Below are 24,101 nucleotides of genomic sequence, written 5' to 3'. Positions count from 1 at the left end.
GGCCTTTCGCATGTGCGCCTCAGGCCGCCTGGATCAGTCCTTCCTTCTTCATCGCTTCCTGCACCTGCGGCCGCGCCGCGACGCGGGTTTTGTAGGCGGCAAGATTCGGCATCGCCGAGAGGTCGAACTTCATCCGGTCGCCCCAGGTCAGCATCGTGAAGAGATAGCCGTCAGCCACCGTGAACTGCTTGCCCATGAGGTAGTCGCGGCCGGCGAGCTGGCTGTCGATGTATTTCAGCTTGCCCATGACTCGGTCCTTGAAGAAGGCCTTGGCCTCGTCGTTCAGCGCCGGCGCGAACATCGGGCCGAAGCTCTTGTGGACCTCCGAGGTGAGGAAGTTCAGCCATTCGAGCAGCTTGTAGCGCTCGGAGCTGCCATGGGCCGGCGCCAGCGCCTTGGCTGAGGCCTGATCGGCGATCATCTGGACAATCACCGGGCCTTCGGTCACGATCTCTCCGCTATCGAGGCCCAGCGCAGGGACCTGGCCCTTGGGGTTCAGCTTCAGATAATCCTCACCGTTTTCGAGCTTCTTGGCCCGGATATCCACCTTGACGAGTTCATAGGGCAGGCCGGCTTCCAGGAGCGCGATATGGGGGGATAGCGAGCAGGCACCGGGCGAATAGTACAATTTCATGGAATTTCCTCCTCTTGTTGCTTGGTTCAGGCGAAAGAACGACTACATGCATCTGCTTGAAATAGTCAAGATTGATGCAGGTGCATCGAATAGGGTAAGAGACGGGCGACGAGCTTGAGCGGGACCATGAAACGCAAACCATCGACCGAGGCGACTTCCGCCTGGATCCGCTTGATGCGGGTGCAGAGCCGCGTGCTCAATTGTGTCGAGCAGGACCTGAAGAAGGCCGGCTTCCCGCCGCTTGCATGGTATGACGCGCTGCTCGAACTGTCACGGGCGCCTTCGGGCGAACTCCGGCCGGTCGAACTCGAACGGCAGATGCTGATCCCGCAATATTCGACATCGCGGCTGATCGACCGCCTGGTCGACGAAGGCCTTGCCTCGCGGCGTGAATGCAAGATCGACAAGCGCGGCCAGTTCGTGGAGATCACGGAAGCTGGCCGCGAATTGCAGAAGCGGATGTGGGGCGCCTATTCGGCCGCGATCGAGAAATATGTCGGCTCAAAGCTGTCCGATGCAGATGCCGTGAAGCTCAGCGGTCTGCTCGACCGTCTGGGCTGCTCGTGCGGCGAGATGAAACTGCCGCCCATCGTCCACGCCAACGAAACCACGCCGTCGCGATGAGCGCGCGGCACACCAGCTCGTCCGTGCACCCGATGGGTTCGCGGACCATCCCGTCACCCGCGCGCGTTCGGTCGAAGCGCCTTTTGATTAGAGTTTGATATGGCGCGAGACCAGATCGATATGACGCCGTTGCAATCGCGCGACGAGCTCGTCAAGTGGTTCGAGGAAGGCTGCAAGGACCCGTCCGAATTCCGCATGGGCACCGAGCATGAGAAGACGCCGTTCACGCTCGAAGGCCACCGCCCGGTGCCCTACGAAGGCCCGCGCGGTATCGGCGCGCTGCTCGAAGGCATGAAGCTCCTGCTCGGCTGGGAGCCGATCATGGAGAAGGGCAACATCATCGGCCTCTACGACGTCACCGGCGGCGGCGCGATCTCGCTCGAGCCCGGCGGGCAGTTCGAGCTTTCGGGCGCCCCCGTCGAGAACGTGCACCAGACCCAGAGCGAGCTGATGGCGCATCTGGCGCAGGTGCGCGAGATCGCAACGCCGCTCGGCATCGGCTTCCTCGGGCTCGGCATGACCCCGTCCTGGTCGCGCGCCGACATCCCGGTGATGCCCAAGGGCCGCTACAAGATCATGACCAATTACATGCCGAAGGTCGGCCAGTACGGCCTCGACATGATGTACCGGACCTGCACGGTACAGACCAATCTCGACTTCTCCTCCGAAGCCGACATGGTCAAGAAGCTGCGTGTCTCGCTCGCGCTCCAGCCGGTCGCAACCGCCTTGTTCGCCAATTCGCCGTTTACCGAGGGCAAGCCGAACGGCTTCCTCTCCTTCCGGTCCGAGATCTGGCGCGACACCGACAACGCGCGCGCCGGCATGATGCCGTGGGCATTCGAGGACGGCATGGGCTTCGAGCGCTATGTCGACTATGCGCTCGACGTGCCCATGTATTTCGTCAAACGCGACGAGGATTACATCGACGTCTCCGGCTCCTCGTTCCGCGCCTTCTTCGATGCCCGCAACAACAATTTGCCCGGCGAACGTCCGACGCTGTCGGACTGGGCCAACCATCTTTCGACGATTTTCCCGGAGGTGCGGCTCAAGCGCTATCTCGAGATGCGCGGCTCCGATGGTGGACCGTGGGGTCGATTGCCGGCGCTATCGGCGTTCTGGGCCGGGCTGCTCTACGACGATGTGTCGCTGGATGCCGCCTGGGACCTTGTGAAGCACTGGAGCGCGCATGAGCGTCAGGCCCTGCGCGACGACGTGCCGCGCTTCGGCTTCAAGTCGCGGATCAAGGACCGCTATCTGTTCGAGATCGCAAAGGAGTGCCTCGTTCTGGCACATGCCGGCTTGCGCCGGCGCGGCCGGATCGACCAGCTCGGCCGCGACGAGACCAGGCATCTTGAGCCGCTCGATCGCATCATCGATTCCGGCCGCACGCCGGCCGAGGAGATGCTCGACAAGTTCAACGGTCCCTGGAACGGCTCGGTGGAACCAGCCTACGCGGAATACGCGTTCTAGACCCAAGGCCTAACGATCGGGATCCGAGCCGTTCATCGCCCGTACAGGTTTGCGGCGATCAAATGGCCGGCTGAAAAACCCGAGCGTCGTCAATAACTCGAAAGCTGTTCCGATGGGGAAGGGCGGCCTGGCCGTCATGGCACGCGTCCTGGCAAGCATCGTGGCCTGCGCCGCGCTGCTTTCGCTCGCGTTTGCGAGCTGGCCTGCGCGCGCCCAGACGGCGTTCGACCGGCCTGGCGGAGACTATTTCAGCACCCCGGTCACGTCGGGCGATCCCGAGGATTGCGCGCTGCTGTGCGAGCGCGACCGCCGTTGCCGCTCGTGGAGCTTCAGCTATCCGGACGTCGAAGGCGGCTCGGCGGTGTGCTGGCTGAAGAACACGGTGCCTGCGCGCGTGCCGGGAAGCTGCTGCATCTCCGGTGTGCGCGGCGCTGGCGTGATCGAGCCGCGTGTGGAAGGCGTGGAGACCTCGATCGACCGCCCCGGCGGCGATTTGCGCAATTTCGAGATGAAGGACGGCGAAGGCGAAGAAGCCTGCAAGGCCGCCTGCACCGCCGACAACAAATGCCGCGCCTTCACCTATGCGCGCCCCGGCTACACCGGACGCGAAGCGCGCTGCTTCCTGAAAAAGGAAATCAAGCCGCCGCGGCGGAAGGCAGGGTTCACGTCGGGCGTCGTGAGATAGCGGTCTAGCTTGGTCGGGTGCATTTGTTGAAGGCGTAACCAACCAGAGTTTGCCCGCCTCAGAAGCGAGAGAGCTCGATTAACTTCGCTAATCCGCCCGACTCACTCGCCCTCGCGCGCGTCGTGTCGAGCGCGCGCCGCCTTCGAAGCCAGCGTGCGCCAACGCCGCCGCAGCAGCGGCTCCACGATCGCGCGCTTTGCCTTGGACAGGCGGATCAGCACTATCGGATAATCGGCGTAGTGATCGGTGAAGTAGAAGGTTTTCGGCTGGCTCTCGACCAGCATCGCGCGCTCGTCGATCGGGACGTCCGGCATCACCAGGCTGTCGCCATCTTCCCTCAGACGCGCCAGCATCTTCTTCCGCACCTTCAGTGCAGGCGTGCCGTAGGAGGTGCCGTCCTCGACCTCCGGCCACGTCAGTGCGAATTTTCTGACGTCGTCGAAGGTCATGAGATCGGTTCAATGCACGGCGGTGAAAAACCGCGCCATGCGAAATCCGGACAGCCAGGTCCACACTGGCTGGCCCCGGATGCCGAGATCCCAGGATCCGAGCACGGCATCCGCGCGGCCGACCAGGTTGTCGATCGGCAACATGCCGACGCCGCCGGAGCGCAAGGGGACGCGGCTGTCGGCGGAGTTGTCGCGGTTATCGCCGAGCACGAAGAGATGGCCTGCAGGCACCGTTACTTCCTGCGTGTTGTCGAGCGGACCGTTGTCGCGCATCTTGAAGATCAGATGCGAGACGCCGTTCGGCAGCGTCTCGACATAGCGATAGGCGGGTTCGCTGCCGCCATTGTCGTCCTCGGCGGCGCCAACGCCGTCCGGCTTCAGCTCGGCGGGGCGGTCGTTGACGAAGAGCTGGCCCTGGCGCAGCTGGATGCGGTCGCCGGGCAGACCCACGACGCGCTTGACCCAGGCCTGCGAGCGGTCGCCGGGCCAGCGGAAGACCACGACGTCGCCCTGCTTCGGCGTCTCCGCGAACACGCGGCCGCTCTCGGGCAGGTTGATCTGGATCGGCAGCGACGAGGTGCCGTAGCCGTAGGGGAATTTCGAGGCGATCAATGCGTCGCCGATCAACAGCGTCGGCTCCATCGAGCCCGACGGCACGTAGAACGGCTCGGCCAGCGCGCCCTTGGCGATGAACACCGCCGCGACGATGCCGGCGAGCTGCATCAGCTGACCAGCCCAGCCGCTGCTCTTCCGCTTGGTGGTGACAGTTATCTTCTCGACGCTCATCCGCCTGTTCCACCCACCGTAATGCGTTCCATCAACAGCGACGGCTGGCCGACGCCGACCGGCACGCCCTGCCCGTTCTTGCCGCAGGTGCCGATGCCGGTATCGAGCGCGAGGTCGTTGCCGATCATGCGGATGCGATGCAGGTCGGTCGGCCCGTTGCCGATCAGCATGGCGCCCTTCAGGGGCGCACCGATTTTGCCGTTCTCGATCTTGTAGGCCTCGGTGCACTGAAACACGTATTTGCCCGAGGTGATGTCGACCTGGCCGCCGCCGAAATTCGCGGCGAAGACGCCGTTCTTCACCGAGGCGAGGATCTCGGCCGGATCTCGGTCGCCCGCAAGCATGTAGGTGTTGGTCATGCGCGGCATCGGCACATGGGCATAGCCCTGGCGGCGGCCGTTGCCGGTCGGCTTCATGTTCATCAGGCGCGCATTCTGACGGTCCTGCATGTAGCCGACCAGGACGCCGTCCTCGATCAGCACGGTGCGGTTGGTCGGCGTGCCCTCGTCGTCGATCGACAGCGAACCGCGGCGCGAGGCAATGGTGCCGTCGTCGACTACGGTCACGCCCTTTGCCGCGACCTGCTGGCCCATCAGACCGGCAAATGCCGACGTCTTCTTGCGGTTGAAGTCACCTTCGAGCCCATGGCCGACCGCCTCATGCAGCATTACGCCAGGCCAGCCGGCCCCGAGCACCACGTCCATCTCGCCGGCGGGGGCGGGAATCGATTCCAGATTGACGAGGGCCTCGCGCAGCGCGCCGTCGGCGGCGTCGCGCCAATTCTTGCTTTCGATGAATTCGGCGTAGCCGGCGCGGCCGCCATAGCCCTTGCTGCCGCTCTCCTGGCGGTCGCCCTGACCGGCGACGACGGAGACGTTGACGCGCACGAGCGGGCGGATGTCGCGATAGCTTTCGCCGTCGGGCCGCAGGATCTCGACCACCTGCCAGGTCGCGCCCAGACTGACGCTGACCTGCCGCACCCGCGGATCCTTGTCGCGCAGATAGGCGTCGATCTCGGCGAGCAGTTTGACCTTGGTCTCGAAGCCGGGGGCATCGAGCGGATTGTCGTCGGCGTAGAGCCGTACATTGGTATGCGGCGGAGGCGCCGCGAAGCTGCCGGAATAACCGCCGCGCACGGCCGCGACCGCGTCCGCGGCGCGAATCAGCGCCGGCAGCGACACGTCGGAGGAATGCGCGTAGCCGACCGCGTCGTCCTTGACGGCGCGCAGGCCAAAGCCCTGTGAGGTGTCGTAGGTCGCCTGCTTCAGCCGCCCATTGTCGAACATCAGCGCTTCGGTCTGGCTGTATTCCAGGAACAATTCGCCGTCGTCGGCACCGGCAAGCCCGCGCGCGAGTTCGTTGCGAACCCGGTCGCGATCGAGATTGGCGCGGTCGAGCAGGGAGGTTGTGGCAGGGTTGGTCATGCGTCCGTCCATTATCGGGGGATGTGAGGCAAGATAATGGTTTCCCGGCGGTTCCGCGAGGGGCTTGGCCGTCACATTACGGAAACGATAGGGAAGGGCTGGGAGCAAGGAGCCCTGACGCGGAAGCCGATCGATGCTATGCTAGCTCCATGAATTACCGAGACATCATCTCGATTGAACCTGGCAAGCGTGGCGGGCGGCCCTGCATCCGCCACATGCGGATCGCTGTGGCAGATGTGCTCGGCTGGCTGGCCGCTGGCCAGACCCACGCCCAAATCCTCGACGACTTCCCCGAACTGACCGAGGACGATATCCGCGCTTGCCTGGCCTATGCCGCCGACCGCGAGAGGCGATTGGTAACCGCACCGATATGAGGCTGCTGTTCGATCAGAACCTCAGTTTCATGCTTTGCCCGATGATCGCCGACCTTTTTCCAGAATCCAGTCACGTCAGGTCTCACGGACTATCCGAAGCTGCGGACCGTGCGCTTTGGGAATTTGCGAAGGCAAATGGCTTCGCGATTGTGACCCAGGACGTCGATTTTGCCGAGCTGGCGGCCCTGTTGGGCTCTCCACCCAAAGTGATTTGGCTTCGGGCTGGCAATCAAACGACCGCGACGATTGCGGCTCTGCTTCGCCAGCACGCGCGGACGATTGAATCTTTCGAGAGCGATGACAGCACTGCGTGCCTTGAGATTTATTAAACCGGGAATAGCCTACGGCAGCTTGTCATATCCCTCGCCGAGCCCGTTCAGGCTGAGCGGGAAGCCGATGCCTTCTTCCGGGGTCTCGAAGATGATGAAGGTCGCGGTCTTGGCGGTGCGGAGCTGGCCGAGCAGCTTGTCATCCATGACGACCTCGGCGACGCAGCCATTGGGCAGGCAGCGGACAAAGCCGGCACGGCCGACATCCTGGTTGTCGAGCTTGAGGCCGAGCCCAGAGGGCAGGAGAACGCCGAGGGGGGCGACGACCCGCATCAGGCGGCTCTTCTGGTCGGCAGTCTTGAGAACGATCACGGTCAGGCCGGCGTTGGAGCGGTCTTCGGCCACCACGCTCTGGATCAGGGCACATTGCTCGGACTGGGCGCCCGGCGGGGTGTCGCAGCGGATCTGCCAGTCGCCATGGACGGAGCGCACCGCGCCCTGCGCATGGGCGAGGCCCGGAAGCGCTAGGACGACGAGGGCCGCCAGCAGGGCAGCCAGCATCGTGAGGCCGCCAGCCTGGCTTCCAGCCCGCCTTGCCATGGATCTCGAAAACCCCATCGGGTCGGTCCCTCTGCTCGCCTGGGTCGCTCGCACCCGGCGGACTGATACGGGAATGACGGCGTCTTGAAGGCGATTCGCAAGCAAATTCCACGCCGCCACGGTCGCCGTCGCCCGCACGAATCAGGTTCCGGTGCGGCTGTCCGCCAGTGCCTACCGCGGGCAATTCCGCTGTCAAGGCGCAGCATCCCGGGAAACGGTATTTTTGTTTGATGTTACTAGGAAATATCTTGCGGGTGATGGCTGACAGGCGAGGCTCAAGACTGCATTGCGATAGATCAAGAATTATGGTTTGAGAGGCTTGATTTCGGCGTTCTAGCGATCTGGCCCCAATTCCTCTTAGAGGTATTCTTGCGCGGCGGTTTGTCAGACGGGGGGATCGAATAAAGCGTTTCCCGAAAATAGGGGAATGCACTTGGGGTGATTTCGTTAGGGGAGCGCGAACGGCATGAAGATGTCGATGGGCCCGGTGGGCCGGCACTTGCTGGGATTGGCCGTGGCGGGTCTGACGCTGGCGACGGGCGGTGCGGCATTTGCCGAGCTCGGGCAACCGGCTGCGTGGGAGTGGACGCTTCAGCAGTCCGCTTCCCCGGTGATGGACAACATCGTCTGGTTCCACAATTTCCTGTTCGTGCTGATCACGCTGATCACGCTGTTCGTTCTGGCGCTGCTCGTGATCGTGGTCGTCAAGTTCAACGCGAGGGCCAACCCGGTGCCGTCGCGGACCACGCACAACACGCTGATCGAGGTGGCGTGGACGCTGGTTCCGGTGCTGATTCTGGTCGGAATCTCGGTGCCGTCGTTCCGCCTCCTGTTCCTCGAGCTCGACGTGCCGAAGGCGGATCTGACCATCAAGGCCACCGGCAAGCAGTGGTACTGGTCCTACGCCTACCCGGATAACGGCAAGTTCGAGTTCGACTCGCTGATGGCCCAGGACAAGCAGCCCCGCCTGCTCGGCGTCGACAACGAGATGGTGGTGCCCGTCAACAAGGTGGTCCGGGTTCAGGTGACCGGCGCCGACGTGATTCATGCCTTTGCGCTGCCGGCCTTTGGCGTCAAGATCGACGCCATTCCGGGCCGCCTGAACGAGACCTGGTTCAAGGCCACCACGACCGGCATGTTCTACGGCCAGTGCTCGGAATTGTGCGGCAAGGACCACGCCTTCATGCCGATCGCCATCCGCGTGGTGAACGATCAGGAGTTCGCCTCCTGGGTCGAGACGGCGAAGAAGAAATACGCGAGCGGCGGCACCAGCACCTACGCCTCCACGGCCGGCCCGACGCAGTGAGCGCCGGGCGAAGGGTTCGAGGAAACTGAAAGCGACATAAGGCGGGACCTCCAGAGGTCCGATCGGGACGCAAGGCAGGATTAGAAAATGGCAACGAGCGCAGCGACACACGGCGATCACGCGCAAGACCACGGACATGACGAGCATGCCCATCCGACCGGATGGCGGCGCTACGTCTATTCGACCAACCACAAGGACATCGGCACGATGTACCTGATCTTCGCGGTCATCGCCGGCGTCATCGGCGCCGCGATGTCGATCGCGATCCGTGCCGAGCTGATGTATCCGGGCGTGCAGATCTTCCACGAGACGCACACCTACAATGTGTTCGTGACCTCCCACGGCCTGATCATGATCTTCTTCATGGTCATGCCCGCGATGATCGGCGGCTTCGGCAACTGGTTCGTGCCGCTGATGATCGGCGCGCCCGACATGGCGTTCCCGCGCATGAATAACATCTCGTTCTGGCTGCTGCCGGCCTCCTTCGCGCTGCTGCTGATGTCGACCTTCGTCGAGGGCGAGCCGGGCGCCAACGGTGTCGGTGCCGGCTGGACCATGTACGTGCCGCTGTCGAGCTCGGGCCACCCGGGCCCGGCCGTCGACTTCGCGATCCTGTCGCTGCATCTGGCGGGCGCCTCGTCGATCCTCGGCGCCATCAACTTCATCACCACCATCTTCAACATGCGCGCGCCGGGCATGACCCTGCACAAGATGCCGCTGTTCGTGTGGTCGATCCTGGTGACGGTGTTCCTGCTGCTGTTGTCGCTGCCGGTGCTCGCCGGTGCGATCACGATGCTGCTCACCGACCGCAATTTCGGCACGACGTTCTTCAATCCGGAAGGCGGCGGCGATCCCGTGCTGTTCCAGCATCTGTTCTGGTTCTTCGGTCACCCTGAAGTGTACATCCTGATCCTGCCCGCCTTCGGCATGGTCAGCCAGATCGTCTCGACCTTCTCGCGCAAGCCCGTGTTCGGCTATCTCGGCATGGCCTACGCCATGGTCGCGATCGGCGGCATCGGCTTCGTGGTCTGGGCGCACCATATGTACACGGTCGGCATGTCGTCGGCGACCCAGGCCTATTTCGTCGCCGCCACGATGGTCATCGCGGTCCCGACCGGCGTGAAGATATTCTCATGGATCGCCACGATGTGGGGCGGCTCGATCGAGTTCCGCGCGCCGATGATCTGGGCGGTGGGATTCATCTTCCTGTTCACCGTCGGCGGCGTCACCGGTGTGGTGCTGGCGAATGCCGGCGTCGACCGCGTGCTCCAGGAGACCTACTACGTCGTCGCGCACTTCCACTACGTGCTGTCGCTCGGTGCGGTGTTCGGAATCTTCGCCGGCTGGTACTACTGGTTCCCCAAGATGTCGGGCTACATGTACAATGAAGGGCTTGCCAAGGCGCACTTCTGGGTCACCTTCATCGGCGTGAACCTGGTGTTCTTCCCGCAGCACTTCCTCGGCTTGTCGGGCATGCCGCGCCGCTATGTCGATTATCCCGACGCGTTCGCGGGCTGGAATTTGGTCTCGTCGGTCGGCTCCTACATCTCCGGCTTCGGCGTGCTGATCTTCCTCTACTGCGTGATCGACGCCTTCGCGAAGAAGGTGCCGGCCGGCGACAATCCGTGGGGTGCAGGTGCGACCACGCTGGAATGGACGTTGCCCTCGCCCCCGCCGTTCCACCAGTTCGAAGTGCTGCCCCGCGTGCAGTAAGCCAATGCTCGCGGCGCCCGTGACGGGCGCCGCGGCTCGACAACGAAGCGAGTCAGTCTAGTGTCCGTCCTCGACCACAACGCCATCGACATCAATCCCCGTATCTCCGAAGCGGAGGTTGGCGATTACATCGCGCTCCTGAAGCCGCGGGTGATGTCGCTGGTGATCTTCACCGCGCTGGTCGGAATGGCGTTGGCGCCCGGGCATTTCCACCCGGTGCTGGCCATCACCTCGCTGCTCTGCATCGCCGTCGGCGCCGGCGCGTCCGGCGCGCTCAACATGGCGCTGGAAGGCGACATCGACGCCAAGATGTCGCGCACGGCGAACCGGCCGATTCCGCGCGGGCGCATCACCCGCCCCGAGGCGATGACCTTCGGCATGACGCTCGCCTTCTTCTCGGTGATGACGCTCGGCATCCTCGTCAACTGGATCGCGGGCGCGCTGCTCGCCTTCACCATCTTCTTCTACGTCGTGATCTACACGATCGGCCTGAAGCGCTGGACCGCGCAGAATATCGTGATCGGCGGTGCCGCCGGCGCGCTGCCGCCGGTGGTGGCCTGGGCCGCGGTCACAGGCACGGTCGACGTTGAGCCGCTGCTGCTGTTCGCCATCATCTTCTTCTGGACGCCGCCGCACTTCTGGGCGCTGGCGCTGTTCCGCTCCGACGATTACGCCCGCGCCGGCATTCCGATGCTGCCCAACGTCGCCGGTCCCGACGCGACGCGGCTTCAGATCCTGCTCTACACCATCGTGCTGATCGCGGTCGCAGCTGCGCCCTGGGCGCTCGGCTATTTCGACGCCATCTACGGCATCGTCTCGCTGATCCTCGGCGCTGGCATGCTGGCGTTCGCCGTCAACGTCTATGTCCGCCGCGAGCGCAGCCAATCGCTGCGGGCGACCCGCAAGCTGTTTGCGTTCTCCATCCTTTATCTGTTCGCGCTGTTTGCGACCTTGCTGGCCGAGGTGGTGTTCCGGGCGCTTGCGCCGATGGTAGGGGGCGCATGATCACAGGGATGGCCGACAAACCCGAGATAGATGGAATCGTCCTCACCGAGGCGCAGAAGAAGAGCCGTCGTCAGCGCTCGGTCGCGATCGCACTCGCGCTCGGCGTGCTCGTGGTGCTGTTCTTCGCCGTGACCATGGTCAAGGGGCCGGCCGTGCTCGTCCGGCCGATGTAGGAAACATGGATCAGAAGCCGACCATATCGCAGGATCAGAGCCGGACGGCCACCAAGGCGCATAGGCCTTCCAAGGGGCTTGGCCGCGACGTGGTGGTCGCCTCGATCTGCGGCGGCGTGGTCGCGCTGATGGTCGGCGCCTCCTACGCGGCGGTGCCGTTCTACAACTGGTTCTGCCGCGCCACCGGCTTCAACGGCACGACCCAGGTCGCGACCTCGGCGCCGGCCAGCGGCCCGATCGCACGGAAGATCGCGGTGCGCTTCGATTCCAACGTCGCGCCCGGCCTGCCCTGGAAGTTCGAGCCCGAGCAGAGCGAGATCGAGGTCAATATCGGCCAGGTCGTGACCGTCTTTTATACGGTGACCAACCAGGCCGCGCGGACCACCGCCGGCCAGGCCGCCTACAATGTCGCGCCGCTGACGGTCGGATCCTATTTCCAGAAGATCAACTGCTTCTGCTTCACCGAGCAGACCATGGCGCCCGGCGAGAAGCGCGAGATGCCGGTCGTGTTCTACGTCGATCCGTCGATCGCCGACGACCACGAGAACGACGGGCTGAACACCATCACGCTGTCCTACACGTTCTATCCGGTGAAGGATCCGGTGGTGAAGCCGCTGGCATCTGGTGAGAACGACAAACGCAAGGGAAATCTCTGACCGCCGGGCTCACGTCCGGGGGGTTGGAAACAAGGGGATAAGTGCCGGACAGGCACGGGATTGAGGAGCGAGACCGCATATGGCAACGGCGCACACCAAACATCACGACTACCACCTGGTCGATCCCTCGCCATGGCCCGTCGTCGGCTCCATCTCGGCCTTCATCATGGCGGTCGGCGCGATCACCTGGATGCACCACATGTTCTCGGCCGCGCCGATCATCTTCGGTGTCGGCACCGTCGGTGTGCTCTACACCATGGCGAGCTGGTGGGCCGACGTGATCAGGGAAGCCCAGTACAAGGGCGACCACACCCGCGTCGTGCAGCTGCATCACCGCTACGGCATGATCCTGTTTATCGCCTCCGAGGTGATGTTCTTCGTCGCCTGGTTCTGGGCCTATTTCAACGCAGCGCTATTCCCCGCCGACGCCGTCCACGCCACCCGCGATGCGGTGTTCGGCTGTGGTCTCGGGACCGCGGCCGGCGCCTGCGCCGTGCCGGGCACCTGGCCGCCGCACGGCATCGAGACCTTCGATCCCTGGCATCTGCCGCTCCTGAACACGCTGATCCTGCTCACCTCCGGCACCACGGTGACCTGGGCCCACCATGCGCTGCTCGAGAACGATCGCCAGGGCCTGAAGTATGGCCTGATCCTGACCGTCGTGCTCGGCGCGCTCTTCACCTGCGTGCAGGCCTATGAGTACAGCCACGCGGCATTCTCCTTCGGCGGCAACGTCTACGGCGCGACCTTCTTCATGGCGACCGGCTTCCACGGCTTCCATGTGCTGGTCGGCACCATCTTCCTGCTGGTATGCCTGTTCCGCGCCTATGCCGGCCACTTCACGCCGACCCAGCATCTCGGCTTCGAGTTCGCCGCCTGGTACTGGCACTTCGTCGACGTGGTCTGGCTGTTCCTGTTCCTCTGCATCTATGTCTGGGGACACGGCGCCGAGACCATGGCCCACGGCGCGCACTGAGCGGGCTGACTTCGGATCGAGAAAGGGCGGCCCCGGGGCCGCCCTTTTGCTTTTTTGCGCGCAGGGGTTTCGGCAGAAACTGTGATAGACCCTGTCATCATGAACAAAGCCGACGACACGTCCGAGTCGCAAGCCACCGTCCTGCAGAGCGCGCTGCGCGGGCTTGCCTGCAAATGCCCGCGCTGCGGCCAGGGCAAGCTCTATGCGGGCTTCCTGACGCTTGCGCCGTCCTGCGACCGTTGCGGCCTCGACTACGCCTTCATCGATTCCGGTGACGGCCCGGCGATCTTCATCATCATGCTGGCCGGCGCGATCGTGGTCGGCTGCGCGCTCGTCGTCGAGGTCAAGTACCAGCCGCCGTACTGGCTGCACGCGGTGTTGTGGCTGCCGTTGATTCTCGCAACCACCCTGCTGCCGTTGCGCGCCATGAAGTCGCTGCTGATCGCGCTGCAATTCCACCACAAGGCGGCGCCGGGCCGGCTGGTCGACCGCGCGAAATGAACGAGACCGCGCGCAAGCCCCGCGTGGCCGGCTTCGCGCTGTTCACGCTATTCCTGACCGCGGTCTGTGTCGTGCTCGGTGTCTGGCAATTGCAGCGCCGCCTCGCCAAGCACGAGCTGATCGCCGCACTCACCGAGCGTCTCGCGGAGGCACCGGTCGCTCTGCCGCCGCCGGCACGATGGGCCGCGCTAAGCCCCGCGCGCGATGAATTCCGCCGTGTCAGCTTTACCGCGACCTATGCGCCATTGCCCGACGCGATGGTCTATTCCCCCGGATCCGCCGTGCGCAAGGACGCGTCAGGGCCCGGCACCTGGGCGTTCCTGCCGGCACGGCTGCCGAGCGGCGAGACGGTGGTGATCGATGCGGGCTTCGTCGAAAACACCATGCAGGATCGCAGCGTCGAGGATCGCGCGGTCAAGAAGCTCGTCACGGGGCAGGAGGTCTCGTTCACCGGCTATCTGCGCTTCCCCGAAGCCTCTGGCTGGCTGACCCCGGCGGAGAACCGCGACAAGCGGCTGTGGTTCGTGCGCGATCACGTGGCGATCGCGAGCGCGCTGGGCTGGGGCGCGGTTGCGCCGTTCTATGTCGACCTCGAGCAGCCGGCGCCCGAGAACGGCATTCCGCGGCCGGGGCCGCTCGACGTGCATCTCAAGGACGATCACCTGCAATACGCCATCACCTGGTTCACGCTTGCAGGCGCCGTGCTCATCGCCTTCGCCGTGTGGGCAAGAGGGCGGCGGCGGGGCTGAGCTACTTAGATCCCTCCAGGGAACCCGGTATCGCCCGGGGTTTACCATTCAGCGCACATTCACGAGTGTGGTCCTAAGCCGCCATCGTTTTTCCGCGGCAGACAGGATTGCAGCGTGAGCGATTTCGACCAGATGGGAATTGTCGTCGACTGGGTCGATGCCTGCAGGAAGGGCGACCTTGCGACGCTCCTCGATCTCTATGCGGACGACGCCCAGGTCGAATGCACGTGCAACGGCGCGCAGCGCTATCACGGCCGGAGTGAGCTCGAAGAATATTGGCAGCCGCGGCTCAGCGCTTTCTCGTCGGCAGGTTTCGGGCTGGAGGAAATCCATCCTGCGCCCCACGGCGTCGATCTCGAATATTCCGTCGGCGGCGCGCTACGCATCCGCGCCTCGTTTTGCTTCAGCCTGGACGGCAAGATCCGCACCACGCTGTGCGAGCCGGCGCGACAGAACGCGCAGCTTGGCTGTGCGTGCTAGAGTTTCGGTTGTATCCACTTCGCTCGAAAACGCCCTAATCGATGACCGGCGCCTCGCGTGCCGGTGCGGCGGGAAGGCGGCAGCGCACATAGGTCCTGTCGTCCACGCGCAGCAGTGACAGCGATCCGCTGAGTGCGCGCACGCGCTCATGCATGCCGGTCAGGCCGCGGCCGAACACATTGCCTTCGGGAAAGCCGCCGCCGTCGTCGGAAACCTCGATGACGACCGTCTCGCTGGCGAAGGTCGCCTGCACATGGGCATTGCTGGCGCTGGCGTGGCGCAACACGTTGGTCAGCGCCTCCTGAATCACGCGATAGACGGTCTGAGCCAGCGGCCCGTTGATCCCGTTGAGATCCGGATCAACGGTGTCCGTCAGGTTGATGGACGGCGCCTGCTTGCGAAAATTCCGGAGCAGCGTCTGCACACTGGTCTCCAGGCCCAATTCCTCGATGTAGAGCGGTCGCAACCGGTCGAGGATGCGGCGGTTGGTCTGCTGGAGCGCCTCGACCGATTGCAACACATCCTGCGCCGAACTGCCGGGATTTCCCGCCGGGGGCGAGGCGTCGGCCAATGCGATCGTGCCGGCGCGGATGCTGAACAGCAGCGGACCGAGTTCGTCGTGCAGTTCGCGCGCGAGATCGCGCCGCTCGTCGTCCTGGAGCGACACCAGGCGGTGCAGCAGGTCGCGATTGTCCTGGCTCAACTGCGCCAGCGTTTCGGCCAGCGCGTTGGCCTCCTCGCAGCTTTGCCGGATTTCCGGCGGTCCTCCGACCGGGATCGGCGTTGCGTAGTCGCCGCGCCGCATCCGCGTGAGCCCTTCGCCGAGATCTTGCAGCGGGCGCAGGGCCGATCCCGCGAAAACATAGGCAATGGTACCGGTGAGCACCATCAGCGCGGCAACGAGGATGGTCAGCGCGAGAAAGCCGATCCACTTCTCGAACAGATCGGCCGACAGGTCCGGCAGGAAGACGAGATCGCCGACACGCTGGCCGTCGATCGTCACCGGCGCTGTCGCGTCCATGACCGGAACGGTGAGCAGGTCGACAAACCATTGCGGTACGCCATGCGGCTTGCGCAGGCTGCCCCTCGCTGAGGACGCGGGACCCGTCTCCACGGCACGGAATTGGATATCGGAGGAAGTGTCCAGAGAATGGACAAAGGCGTCGAGCGTCTGCCGCGGATTGTTCGAGGCGCGCAGGGTGTTGTTGAGCGCGGCGGCAACGGTCTGGATCAAACGCCGCCCCGGCTCGTTCTCGTCCGCCAATTGGTCGGTCGCGAAGGTTTGGAGCAGCACGCCGCCCATGATCAGCGCGGCGAGGAAGCTGATGCCGAGCGGCAGAAACAGTTGGGTCCTGAACGAGAAGCGTTGCCACATTAGGTCAATTCTAACGCGCATCGGTCCGATTTGCTCTTTCCATTTGTTCCCGTCGGTTTATGAGTCGAAAAACTAGAGAACTGCGATGCAAGATACTGCCAAGCCGGCGACCCGCGTCCTGATTGTCGACGACCACCCCGTGGTGCTGTCGGGTTGCCGCACCCTGTTCGCCTCCGACCATTCGATTCGGATCGACGAGGCGACCGACGCCAAATCCGGGCATCGCGCCTATGTCAGCAAGCGGCCCGACGTCACAGTGATCGACATCAGCCTGCCCGACGTCTCTGGCTTTGAACTAATGCGACGCATTCGCAAGGACGATCCCGACGCCAAGATCATCATGTTCAGCATGAACGACGATCCGGCCTTCGTGGTGCGGGCGGTCGAGCTCGGGGCGCAAGGCTACGTCTCCAAGGGCGACGATCCCCGCATCCTGCTCAAGGCGGTGCGCAAGGTCGTTGCGGGCGACAATTTCATCTCACCGCAGCTCGCCGAAGCCGTGACGTTTTCCGGCGCGGCGATCAAGGCCAATCCCGCCTCGCAGATGACGCCGCGGGAGCTCGAGATTCTCCGCCTGCTGGGGCGAGGCGACAAGATCGTCGAGGTCGCCGAGGCGCTCGGTATCTCCTACAAGACCGTCGCCAACACCACTTCCCTGCTCAAGCAGAAGCTCGGTGCCAAGAACCATTCCGACCTGATCCGGATCGCGGTGGAAATCGGGATGAACTGACGCCCCGGGGCGCCGAACCGGCTGCTCCAGGATGCTGCCGGTCCGGCGGGCGGACCGGTCTCGGCGCAGCCGGGCAATGCATGGAAAGTGCCGACACCATCCGCCGACACAATGGGCCGAGCCGTCGTTCGTTCCCGAACTGTCCGGCCGTCCGGGAATTAATGGCAATGCGTGATGCGAGACCGCTCAAGAACGTTTGCTAGCGCCGAAACGTGTCGGGAAAAATAGGAACATTTTCTCGCGCATCCAGTTTTGACCTTGACGATCGCGTGACAGGCGATGAAAGCTTGCGCGAACAGTTTTTGCGGGTCGGTGACCCCAAACAGGCAAAACCGGTCTGCACACAACGACAGACCTTCCAAGAGAGGGCTGCGGCATTGCCGCAGCCCTTTTCGTTGGCAGCGCATTTCGTTGGCAGTGCTTTTCGTTCAATGGCCCCAGTTGCGAAGCGGTTTCCCGATGCCGCAAAACACTTTATGGTGGCTCAAAGCCTCTGGCTGTTAACAAGTAATTTCGTAAAATCAAAGGCTTGCGGATCGAGCTTAGGCTCGGCCGGCCTTTGGAGGGCAGTTTGACTCGTTATATCTCGACCCGGGGCGAGGCCCCCGAACTCGGCTTCTGCGACGTGATGCTGACCGGGCTCGCCCGCGACGGCGGCCTGTATGTGCCGGCCATCTGGCCGCAACTCTCGACTGACGCCATCGCCGGCTTCTTCGGTCGCCCCTATTGGGAGGTCGCGGTCGAGGTGATCCGCCCCTTCGTCGCCGGCGAGATCTCGGACGCCGAGCTCGGCCGCATGGCGAACGAGGCCTACGCCACCTTCCGCCATCCGGCGGTGGTGCCGCTGCGCCAGATGGCGCCGCATCAGTTCGTGCTGGAGCTGTTCCACGGTCCGACGCTCGCCTTCAAGGACGTGGCGATGCAGCTGATCTCGCGGCTGATGGACCACGTTCTCGCCAAGCGCGGCCAGCGCACCACGATCGTGGTCGCGACCTCGGGCGACACCGGCGGTGCTGCGGTCGACGCGTTCGCAGGGCTCGAAAATGTCGATCTCATCGTGCTGTTCCCGCATGGCCGCATCTCCGAGGTGCAGCGGCGGATGATGACGACGACGGGCGCGGCCAACGTCCATGCGCTCGCCGTCGAGGGCAATTTCGACGATTGCCAGGCCCTCGTGAAGGCGATGTTCAACAACCACCGCTTCCGCGATGCGACGTCGCTGTCCGGCGTCAATTCCATCAATTGGGCGCGCATCGTCGCCCAAGTGGTCTACTATTTCACCTCCGCCGTTGCCGCCGGCGCACCCGCGCGCGCGGTGGACTTCGTCGTGCCGACCGGCAATTTCGGCGACATCTTTGCCGGCTATGTCGCCAAGCGCATGGGTCTTCCGGTGCGGACCCTGGGCATCGCCGCCAACGTCAACGACATCCTGGCGCGCACGCTGAAGACCGGGATCTATGAGGTGCGCGAGGTCCACGCGACGGCGTCGCCGTCGATGGACATCCAGATCTCCTCGAATTTCGAGCGGCTGCTGTTCGAGGCTGGCGGGCGCGATGCCGCCGGCGTGCGCCGTCTGATGGATTCGCTGAAGCAGTCGGGGCGCTTCGTGCTGCCCGATGCGACGCTGGCCGCGATCCGCGAGGGATTCGATGCAGGCCGGGCCGACGAGACCGAGACCGCGGCCGCGATCCGCGCCGCCTGGCGCGAGGCGGGCGAGCTGGTCGATCCCCACACCGCGGTCGCGCTCGCGGTCGCCGACCGCGACACCACGGACAGGACGGTTCCCAGCATCGTGCTGTCCACTGCCCATCCGGCCAAATTCCCCGATGCGGTCGAAGCGGCCTGCGGCCAGCGGCCGCAACTGCCGGCCTGGCTCGATGGTCTGATGACCAAATCCGAACACATGAAGGTGATGAAGAACGACCAGGCCGAGGTCGAGCGGTTCGTGCTGTCGGTCAGCCGCGCCGCGAAACAGGGAGTTGCCGGATGAGCGTCGAGATTTCCAAGCTTGCGTCCGGCCTGACTGTCGTCACCGACAAGATGCCCCATCTCGAGACCGCGGCGCTCGGCGTCTGGGCCGGCGTCGGCGGGCGCGACGAGAAGCCCAACGAGCACGGCATCTCGCATCTCCTGGAACATATGGCGTTCAAGGGCACGACGAAGCGCTCCTCGCGCGAGATCGTCGAGGAGATCGAGGCGGTCGGCGGCGACCTCAATGCCGGCACCTCGACCGAGACCACGTCCTATTATGCGCGGGTGCTGAAGGGCGACGTGCCGCTCGCGCTCGACGTGCTCGCCGACATCCTGGCCAACCCGGCCTTCGAGCCCGACGAGCTCGAGCGTGAGAAGAACGTCATCGTGCAGGAGATCGGCGCGGCGCAGGACACGCCTGACGACGTCGTGTTCGAGCATCTCAACGAGCTCTGCTATCCCGACCAGCCGATGGGCCGCTCGCTGCTCGGCACCGCGAAGACCTTGCGTGCCTTCAGCCGCGACTCGCTGCGCGACTATCTGTCGACGCATTACCGCGGGCCCGACATGGTGGTGGCGGCAGCCGGGGCGGTCGATCACAAGCAGGTGGTCGCCGAGGTCGAGCAGCGCTTTGCCAGTTTTAACGGGACAGCGGGTCCCAAGCCGCAACCCGCGCAGTTCGGCAAGGGCGGCACCAAGGTGGTGCATCGCGAGCTCGAGCAGGCCCATCTGACGCTGGCGCTGGAGGGCGTGCCGCAGACCGATCTGTCGTTGTTCTCGCTCCAGGTCTTCACCAACATCCTCGGAGGCGGGATGTCGTCGCGGCTGTTCCAGGAGGTGCGCGAGAAGCGCGGCCTCTGTTACTCGATCTACTCGTTCCACGCCCCCTATACCGACACCGGCTTCTTCGGCCTCTACACCGGCACCGATCCGGCCGATGCGCCCGAGATGATGGAGGTCGTGGTCGACATCATGAATGATTCGGTCGAGACCCTGACCGAGGTCGAGATCGCGCGGGCCAAGGCGCAGATGAAGGCGGGGCTGCTGATGGCGCTGGAGAGCTGCTCGTCCCGCGCCGAGCAACTCGCCCGCCACGTGCTGGCCTATGGCCGGCCCCAGACGGCCGAGGAGCTGGTGGCCCGGATCGACGCCGTCAGCGTCGAATCGACCCGTGATGCGGCGCGTGCGCTGCTTTCGCGCAGCCGCCCTGCGGTTGTCGCATTGGGCAGTGGCAGGGGTCTGGACACGGCGGTGTCTTTTGCGGAAGGATTGACCCGGGCACGCGCCAAGGCGCGGCTGCATTAGGAGCCGCGCACGGGTTGAACCGCCCCGGGAAGCATCACCATGGCCCTCTTTCGCCTGCCATCCAGTGGACCCGCCGCTCTCGCGCCGCGCGGCAACGGCCTGTTGCTACGCGCGCCGCAGATGTCGGACTTCCTGCAGTGGGCCCACTTACGCGAGTCCAGCCGCGATTACCTGACGCCCTGGGAGCCGATCTGGCCGTCGGACGATCTCACCCGCTCCGGCTTCCGCCGTCGCCTGCGGCGCTATTCCGAGGACATCGCCGCGGACCGGTCCTATCCCTTTCTGATCTTCCGGGAGCTCGACGGCGCCATGGTCGGCGGCATCACGCTCGCCAATGTCCGTCGCGGCATCGTCCAGGCGGGCACCATCGGCTATTGGGTCGGGAAGCCTCATGCCCAGCGCGGCTACATGACGGCCGCGCTGCGGGTGCTGCTGCCGACGCTGTTCGGCGAGCTCAATCTGCACCGGGTCGAGGCCGCCTGCATCCCGACCAATGCGCCGTCGATCCGGGTGCTGGAGAAGTGCGGTTTCTCCCGCGAGGGCCTGGCGCGCCGCTATCTCTGCATCAACGGGGTCTGGCAGGACCATTTGCTGTTCGGCCTGCTGCACGAGGATTTCCGCGGCTGAGCCCGTTCATTCATGTGACCAAAGTCTCCTGTGTGCCTGCCTTGGGTTCGCCGGTTTTGACGATATAACGGCGCAACCCGGCCGGTGATCGGCCGTGATGTCGTCATGGAGTATGGGTGTTGATGGTGCAGGAGCTTCGGTCATCGCGGAATGCGTTGCGGCGGGGGGCAGCGGCCGCGCTGGCGTTGTCAGTTGCGCTCGTCTCTATCTCGCCGGTCGCGGCGCAGTCGCTGACCGATCGATTCAAGGGCCTGTTCGGCGGCAAGTCGGACGAGCCGGCCCAACCCAAGCCGGCGCCTGCACCAGGCCAGCCGGCGGCTGATGACGATCTTGATTGCCCGCAGGTCACGGTGCGTGCCGGAGCCTCCACCTATGCGGTCGGTGCCACCGGCAAGCCGGCCGTCGGCAATGAGATCCGCTTCCAGGCCACCATCACCAAGATGGCGCGCGAATGCGCCCGCAATGGCGGCGATATTACGGCCCGGATCGGCATCCAGGGCCGCGTTATTGCCGGTCCCGCCGGCGCGCCTGCGACCGTCGAGGTGCCGCTACGCGTCGCCGTGGTGCAAGGCGGCGTCGGCGAGAAGGTGATCGCTTCCAAGGCCTACCGGACCACGGTCGGAATGTCGGAGGGCGGCAGCGTGCCGTTCACCTTCGTGGCCGAGGATCTGGTCTATCCGATGCCGTCGGCCAAGGACGCCGATAGCTACATCTTCTATGTCGGCTTCGATCCGCAGGCGCTGTCACCCGAGCCGAAGTCGCGGGCGAAGAAGAAGTAGCGAATGATTTGCAAGTGATCGTCATGCCCGGGCTTGTCCTGGGCATCCACGTCCTTCGCTCCGCCTGAATAGAACGTGGATGGCCGGGACAAGCCCGGCCATGACGACGAGAAAGCAAACTATCAAACAAAAAAGCCGGCGCTCATCGCGCCGGCTTTTTGATGGGTGAAGGCGAGACCCCTCAGTTCAGCTTCTGCCGAACCTCGGTGATGCCCTTGGCGAGCAGATCGTCGGCGACCTGGCCCCTGACCGACTGCGACAGGATCGTGGAGGCGGCCTGGACGGCGGCTTCCGCGGCTGCGGCGCGAACATCGGCGACCGCCTGGGCCTCGGCGAGCGCGATCTTACCCTCCGCGGTCTTGGTGCGGCGAGCGACGAAATCTTCCACCTTGGCCTTGGCCTCGATTGCGATGCGTTCGGCTTCGCTCTTCGCGTTGGCGATGATGTCGGCGGCCTCGCGTTCGGCAGAGGCGGTGCGCGCCTTGTAGTCGGCGAGCACCTTGGCGGCTTCCTGCTTGAGGCGCGTCGCATCGTCGAGCTCGGCCTTGATGCGATCGGCGCGATGGTCGAGCGCAGTCATGGCCTTCTTGAAGACCCCGAGATAGCCGAACACGACCATCAGGATCACGAAGGCGATGGCGACCCAGGTTTCAGGATCGAAGAACATATCGATTAACCCTTCAAGGACGCATCAACGGCGGCATTGACCAACGCCGCGTCCGGAACCACGCCGGTGAGCTGCTGCACGATGGTGCCCGCCGCATCGGCCGCGATGCCGCGGACGTTGCTCATGGCGGTCGCGCGGGTCGAGGCGATGGTCTTCTCCGCCTCGGCGAGCTTGGCCGCCAGTTGCTCTTCCAGCGCCTTACGCTCGGCGTCCGCCTGCGCGTTCGCCTTGTCGCGGGATTCGTTGCCGATGGCCTGCGCGCGCGAGCGTGCCGAAGCAAGCTCGCTTTCATAGGCCTTCAGCGCCGCTTCGGACTGGTCCTTCAGCTTCTGCGCTTCGGCGAGGTCGCCCTCGATCTTGTTCTGGCGCGCCTCGATCGCCCCGCCGACGCGCGGCAAAGCGAGCTTGGACACGATCACGTAAAGCGCGACGAAGAAGATCGCGAGCGACACCAGCTGCGAAGCATAGGTGCCGCTCTCGAACGGCGGAAAACCGCCACCGTGTCCGCCTTCGGACCCGGTGTGGGCGCCCGCCGCCGGACTTTTCGCCCCGCCATGACTTTCAGCCATGGATTACTCCTGTTGCAGCCATGCGCGTCGCTTCGGTCGAAGCGGCGCGAAAAATCGTTCTCAGAGCGGAACGAACAGCAGCAGCAGCGCGATCAGCAGCGAGAAAATGCCGAGCGCTTCGGTCACGGCGAAGCCGAAGATCAGATTGCCGAACTGGCCCTGAGCGGCCGAGGGGTTGCGAACGGCTGCGGCGAGGTAGTTGCCGAAGATCACGCCGACGCCGACGCCCGCGCCGCCCATGCCGATGCATGCGATGCCCGCGCCGATAAGTTTTGCTGCTGCCGGATCCATTTTAGACTCCTTGGAAGAAAGATTGGGTTTTGGGTGGAAATTCCCCGGACCGCTCAGTGTCCCGGATGAATGGCGTCGTTGAGGTAGATGCAGGTCAGGATCGCAAACACATAGGCTTGCAGGAACGCGACCAGAATCTCGAGAGCGTACAGCGCGACCGTGAGCGCCAGCGGCAGCACGCCGCCGACCCAGCCAAGGGCGCCGAGCGAGAAGCCGAGCATGGCGACGAAGCCCGCGAACACCTTGAGCGCGATGTGGCCGGCCAGCATGTTGGCGAACAGACGGACGCTGTGGGAGACCGGCCGCAGGAAGAACGACAGGATCTCGATGAACATCACCAGCGGCAGGATATAGCCGGGGACGCCGTGGGGCACGAAGATCGAGAAGAATTTCAGCCCGTTCTTGGCAATGCCGTAGATCAGGACCGTGAAGAAGACCAGCAGCGCGAGCGCCGCGGTGACGATCAGATGGCTCGAGATCGTGAAGGTGTAGGGGATGATGCCGACCAGGTTCGAAACGCAGATGAACATGAACAGCGAGAAGATCAGCGGGAAGAACTTCATGCCTTCCGCGCCGGCCGTCGAGCGGATGGTCGAGGCCACGAACTCGTAGGAGATCTCGGCGACCGACTGCAGGCGCCCGGGAACCAGCTGCGTGCCGCTGGCGAGCATCAGGATCGAGATGATCGCGACCGCCACCAGCATGTAGAGCGACGAATTGGTGAAGGCGATCGTGTGGTTGCCGATATGGCCCAGGGTGAAGAGAGGCTCGATGTTGAACTGGTGGATCGGATCGATTTTCATCAGCGCGGCATCTCTTGGTCTGCCGGGCGATGCCGGCGGGTCTCGGTCTGCCGGTCGGGCCCGGCCCGTACCGGCGCGAGCCGGCACGATCATTCCTCTCCTGGAGTGGA

The 24,101-nt window shown here is 64.5% G+C and carries 29 protein-coding genes; 19 read left to right on the top strand and 10 right to left on the bottom strand.

The features are described 5' to 3' along the window. Positions 1 to 19 precede the first annotated feature (19 nt). Complete coding sequence (gene gstA, locus AC0L3P_RS26330) at positions 20 to 634, bottom strand: glutathione transferase GstA (RefSeq protein WP_063994563.1); 615 nt, start codon at positions 632 to 634, stop codon at positions 20 to 22. 126 nt (positions 635 to 760) lie between these two features. Between gstA and AC0L3P_RS26325 the strand changes: the two genes are divergently transcribed. The 3 genes from AC0L3P_RS26325 (at position 761) to AC0L3P_RS26315 (ending at position 3,413) form a co-directional block, all read left to right on the top strand. Further along, positions 761 to 1,258, top strand: a complete 498-nt coding sequence (locus AC0L3P_RS26325; RefSeq protein WP_027515263.1) for a MarR family winged helix-turn-helix transcriptional regulator — start codon at positions 761 to 763, stop codon at positions 1,256 to 1,258. Between the two features lie 99 nt (positions 1,259 to 1,357). Then, positions 1,358 to 2,728, top strand: coding sequence for a glutamate--cysteine ligase (locus AC0L3P_RS26320; protein WP_354207594.1), 1,371 nt, complete (start codon positions 1,358 to 1,360; stop codon positions 2,726 to 2,728). 112 nt (positions 2,729 to 2,840) lie between these two features. Next, on the top strand, positions 2,841 to 3,413 hold the full coding sequence (locus AC0L3P_RS26315) for a PAN domain-containing protein (RefSeq protein WP_473306328.1): 573 nt from the start codon (positions 2,841 to 2,843) through the stop codon (positions 3,411 to 3,413). Between the two features lie 101 nt (positions 3,414 to 3,514). On the opposite strand, the gene AC0L3P_RS26310 is transcribed toward AC0L3P_RS26315, so the two are convergent. The 3 genes from AC0L3P_RS26310 to tldD are packed head-to-tail and all read right to left on the bottom strand — an operon-like array spanning position 3,515 to position 6,072. Further along, positions 3,515 to 3,862: an MmcQ/YjbR family DNA-binding protein gene (locus tag AC0L3P_RS26310; RefSeq protein WP_473306325.1), complete on the bottom strand. Its 348-nt coding sequence runs from the start codon at positions 3,860 to 3,862 to the stop codon at positions 3,515 to 3,517. Between the two features lie 9 nt (positions 3,863 to 3,871). Beyond that, positions 3,872 to 4,648: a signal peptidase I gene (gene lepB, locus AC0L3P_RS26305; RefSeq protein WP_354063590.1), complete on the bottom strand. Its 777-nt coding sequence runs from the start codon at positions 4,646 to 4,648 to the stop codon at positions 3,872 to 3,874. Next, the gene (tldD, locus tag AC0L3P_RS26300; protein WP_354207599.1) at positions 4,645 to 6,072 is read right to left on the bottom strand and encodes a metalloprotease TldD; all 1,428 of its coding nucleotides are present in this window, start codon (positions 6,070 to 6,072) and stop codon (positions 4,645 to 4,647) included. The genes lepB and tldD overlap by 4 nt, the downstream gene beginning before the upstream one ends. Positions 6,073 to 6,221: 149 nt before the next feature. Between tldD and AC0L3P_RS26295 the strand changes: the two genes are divergently transcribed. Together AC0L3P_RS26295 and AC0L3P_RS26290 are read left to right on the top strand one after the other, a co-directional pair. Beyond that, the gene (locus AC0L3P_RS26295; RefSeq protein ID WP_007599426.1) at positions 6,222 to 6,446 is read left to right on the top strand and encodes a DUF433 domain-containing protein; all 225 of its coding nucleotides are present in this window, start codon (positions 6,222 to 6,224) and stop codon (positions 6,444 to 6,446) included. After that, positions 6,443 to 6,775, top strand: coding sequence for a DUF5615 family PIN-like protein (locus AC0L3P_RS26290; protein ID WP_275174521.1), 333 nt, complete (start codon positions 6,443 to 6,445; stop codon positions 6,773 to 6,775). The genes AC0L3P_RS26295 and AC0L3P_RS26290 overlap by 4 nt, the downstream gene beginning before the upstream one ends. 12 nt (positions 6,776 to 6,787) lie before the next feature. Here the strand turns inward: AC0L3P_RS26290 and AC0L3P_RS26285 are convergent, their stop codons facing one another. Continuing rightward, a complete protein-coding gene (locus AC0L3P_RS26285; protein WP_473306320.1) occupies positions 6,788 to 7,333 on the bottom strand; it encodes an invasion associated locus B family protein in 546 nt (181 codons plus the stop codon). Positions 7,334 to 7,781: 448 nt separating this feature from the next. Here AC0L3P_RS26285 and coxB point away from each other — a divergent pair, with 448 nt between their 5' ends. The 9 genes from coxB to AC0L3P_RS26240 all read left to right on the top strand — a co-directional run bounded on the left by coxB (position 7,782) and on the right by AC0L3P_RS26240 (position 14,874). Beyond that, positions 7,782 to 8,621 carry a cytochrome c oxidase subunit II gene (coxB, locus tag AC0L3P_RS26280; protein ID WP_275174519.1) on the top strand — a complete coding sequence of 280 codons (840 nt, stop codon included), beginning with the start codon at positions 7,782 to 7,784 and terminating at the stop codon, positions 8,619 to 8,621. Positions 8,622 to 8,708: 87 nt separating this feature from the next. Next, positions 8,709 to 10,334: a cytochrome c oxidase subunit I gene (gene ctaD, locus AC0L3P_RS26275; protein WP_354063595.1), complete on the top strand. Its 1,626-nt coding sequence runs from the start codon at positions 8,709 to 8,711 to the stop codon at positions 10,332 to 10,334. Between the two features lie 60 nt (positions 10,335 to 10,394). Continuing rightward, the gene (locus AC0L3P_RS26270; RefSeq protein ID WP_275174517.1) at positions 10,395 to 11,339 is read left to right on the top strand and encodes a heme o synthase; all 945 of its coding nucleotides are present in this window, start codon (positions 10,395 to 10,397) and stop codon (positions 11,337 to 11,339) included. Continuing rightward, entirely contained in the window at positions 11,336 to 11,512 is a 177-nt protein-coding gene (locus AC0L3P_RS26265; protein WP_275174516.1) for a CoxF protein, read from the top strand. The genes AC0L3P_RS26270 and AC0L3P_RS26265 overlap by 4 nt, the downstream gene beginning before the upstream one ends. Positions 11,513 to 11,517: 5 nt before the next feature. After that, positions 11,518 to 12,168: a cytochrome c oxidase assembly protein gene (locus AC0L3P_RS26260; protein ID WP_354207605.1), complete on the top strand. Its 651-nt coding sequence runs from the start codon at positions 11,518 to 11,520 to the stop codon at positions 12,166 to 12,168. Positions 12,169 to 12,247: 79 nt separating this feature from the next. After that, positions 12,248 to 13,144 carry a cytochrome c oxidase subunit 3 gene (locus AC0L3P_RS26255; RefSeq protein ID WP_275174514.1) on the top strand — a complete coding sequence of 299 codons (897 nt, stop codon included), beginning with the start codon at positions 12,248 to 12,250 and terminating at the stop codon, positions 13,142 to 13,144. A 99-nt stretch (positions 13,145 to 13,243) separates the two neighbouring features. Then, entirely contained in the window at positions 13,244 to 13,645 is a 402-nt protein-coding gene (locus AC0L3P_RS26250; protein ID WP_354207608.1) for a DUF983 domain-containing protein, read from the top strand. Further along, positions 13,642 to 14,394: an SURF1 family protein gene (locus AC0L3P_RS26245; protein WP_473306312.1), complete on the top strand. Its 753-nt coding sequence runs from the start codon at positions 13,642 to 13,644 to the stop codon at positions 14,392 to 14,394. Before AC0L3P_RS26250 ends, AC0L3P_RS26245 begins: the two co-directional genes overlap by 4 nt. Before the next feature lie 114 nt (positions 14,395 to 14,508). Next, on the top strand, positions 14,509 to 14,874 hold the full coding sequence (locus AC0L3P_RS26240) for a nuclear transport factor 2 family protein (RefSeq protein WP_354207612.1): 366 nt from the start codon (positions 14,509 to 14,511) through the stop codon (positions 14,872 to 14,874). A 34-nt stretch (positions 14,875 to 14,908) separates the two neighbouring features. On the opposite strand, the gene AC0L3P_RS26235 is transcribed toward AC0L3P_RS26240, so the two are convergent. Continuing rightward, positions 14,909 to 16,249, bottom strand: a complete 1,341-nt coding sequence (locus AC0L3P_RS26235) for a histidine kinase (RefSeq protein ID WP_473306309.1) — start codon at positions 16,247 to 16,249, stop codon at positions 14,909 to 14,911. Positions 16,250 to 16,334: 85 nt separating this feature from the next. Between AC0L3P_RS26235 and AC0L3P_RS26230 the strand changes: the two genes are divergently transcribed. The 5 genes from AC0L3P_RS26230 (at position 16,335) to AC0L3P_RS26210 (ending at position 21,661) form a co-directional block, all read left to right on the top strand. Next, positions 16,335 to 16,979: a response regulator transcription factor gene (locus tag AC0L3P_RS26230; RefSeq protein WP_008541266.1), complete on the top strand. Its 645-nt coding sequence runs from the start codon at positions 16,335 to 16,337 to the stop codon at positions 16,977 to 16,979. Between the two features lie 571 nt (positions 16,980 to 17,550). Further along, complete coding sequence (thrC, locus tag AC0L3P_RS26225) at positions 17,551 to 18,969, top strand: threonine synthase (RefSeq protein WP_027570040.1); 1,419 nt, start codon at positions 17,551 to 17,553, stop codon at positions 18,967 to 18,969. Further along, the gene (locus tag AC0L3P_RS26220) at positions 18,966 to 20,255 is read left to right on the top strand and encodes a M16 family metallopeptidase (RefSeq protein ID WP_473306306.1); all 1,290 of its coding nucleotides are present in this window, start codon (positions 18,966 to 18,968) and stop codon (positions 20,253 to 20,255) included. Before thrC ends, AC0L3P_RS26220 begins: the two co-directional genes overlap by 4 nt. A 39-nt stretch (positions 20,256 to 20,294) precedes the next feature. Then, positions 20,295 to 20,882: a GNAT family N-acetyltransferase gene (locus AC0L3P_RS26215; RefSeq protein ID WP_007599447.1), complete on the top strand. Its 588-nt coding sequence runs from the start codon at positions 20,295 to 20,297 to the stop codon at positions 20,880 to 20,882. 122 nt (positions 20,883 to 21,004) lie between these two features. Continuing rightward, positions 21,005 to 21,661, top strand: coding sequence for a hypothetical protein (locus AC0L3P_RS26210; RefSeq protein WP_473306348.1), 657 nt, complete (start codon positions 21,005 to 21,007; stop codon positions 21,659 to 21,661). 181 nt (positions 21,662 to 21,842) lie between these two features. Here the strand turns inward: AC0L3P_RS26210 and AC0L3P_RS26205 are convergent, their stop codons facing one another. From AC0L3P_RS26205 to AC0L3P_RS26190, 4 genes are read right to left on the bottom strand one after another with little or no spacing between them, the layout of a single operon-like run. Continuing rightward, complete coding sequence (locus AC0L3P_RS26205; protein WP_027570043.1) at positions 21,843 to 22,328, bottom strand: F0F1 ATP synthase subunit B family protein; 486 nt, start codon at positions 22,326 to 22,328, stop codon at positions 21,843 to 21,845. Positions 22,329 to 22,333: 5 nt separating this feature from the next. After that, positions 22,334 to 22,897 carry a F0F1 ATP synthase subunit B family protein gene (locus AC0L3P_RS26200; RefSeq protein WP_275174508.1) on the bottom strand — a complete coding sequence of 188 codons (564 nt, stop codon included), beginning with the start codon at positions 22,895 to 22,897 and terminating at the stop codon, positions 22,334 to 22,336. Between the two features lie 60 nt (positions 22,898 to 22,957). Further along, the gene (locus tag AC0L3P_RS26195) at positions 22,958 to 23,188 is read right to left on the bottom strand and encodes a F0F1 ATP synthase subunit C (RefSeq protein ID WP_007599451.1); all 231 of its coding nucleotides are present in this window, start codon (positions 23,186 to 23,188) and stop codon (positions 22,958 to 22,960) included. Positions 23,189 to 23,241: 53 nt separating this feature from the next. After that, the gene (locus AC0L3P_RS26190; protein ID WP_018459993.1) at positions 23,242 to 23,991 is read right to left on the bottom strand and encodes a F0F1 ATP synthase subunit A; all 750 of its coding nucleotides are present in this window, start codon (positions 23,989 to 23,991) and stop codon (positions 23,242 to 23,244) included. Between the last annotated feature and the right edge of the window lie 110 nt (positions 23,992 to 24,101).

It is taken from the genome of Bradyrhizobium sp. WSM4874, from assembly GCF_055811835.1.
This window is presented reverse-complemented; position numbering and strand designations above follow the sequence as displayed.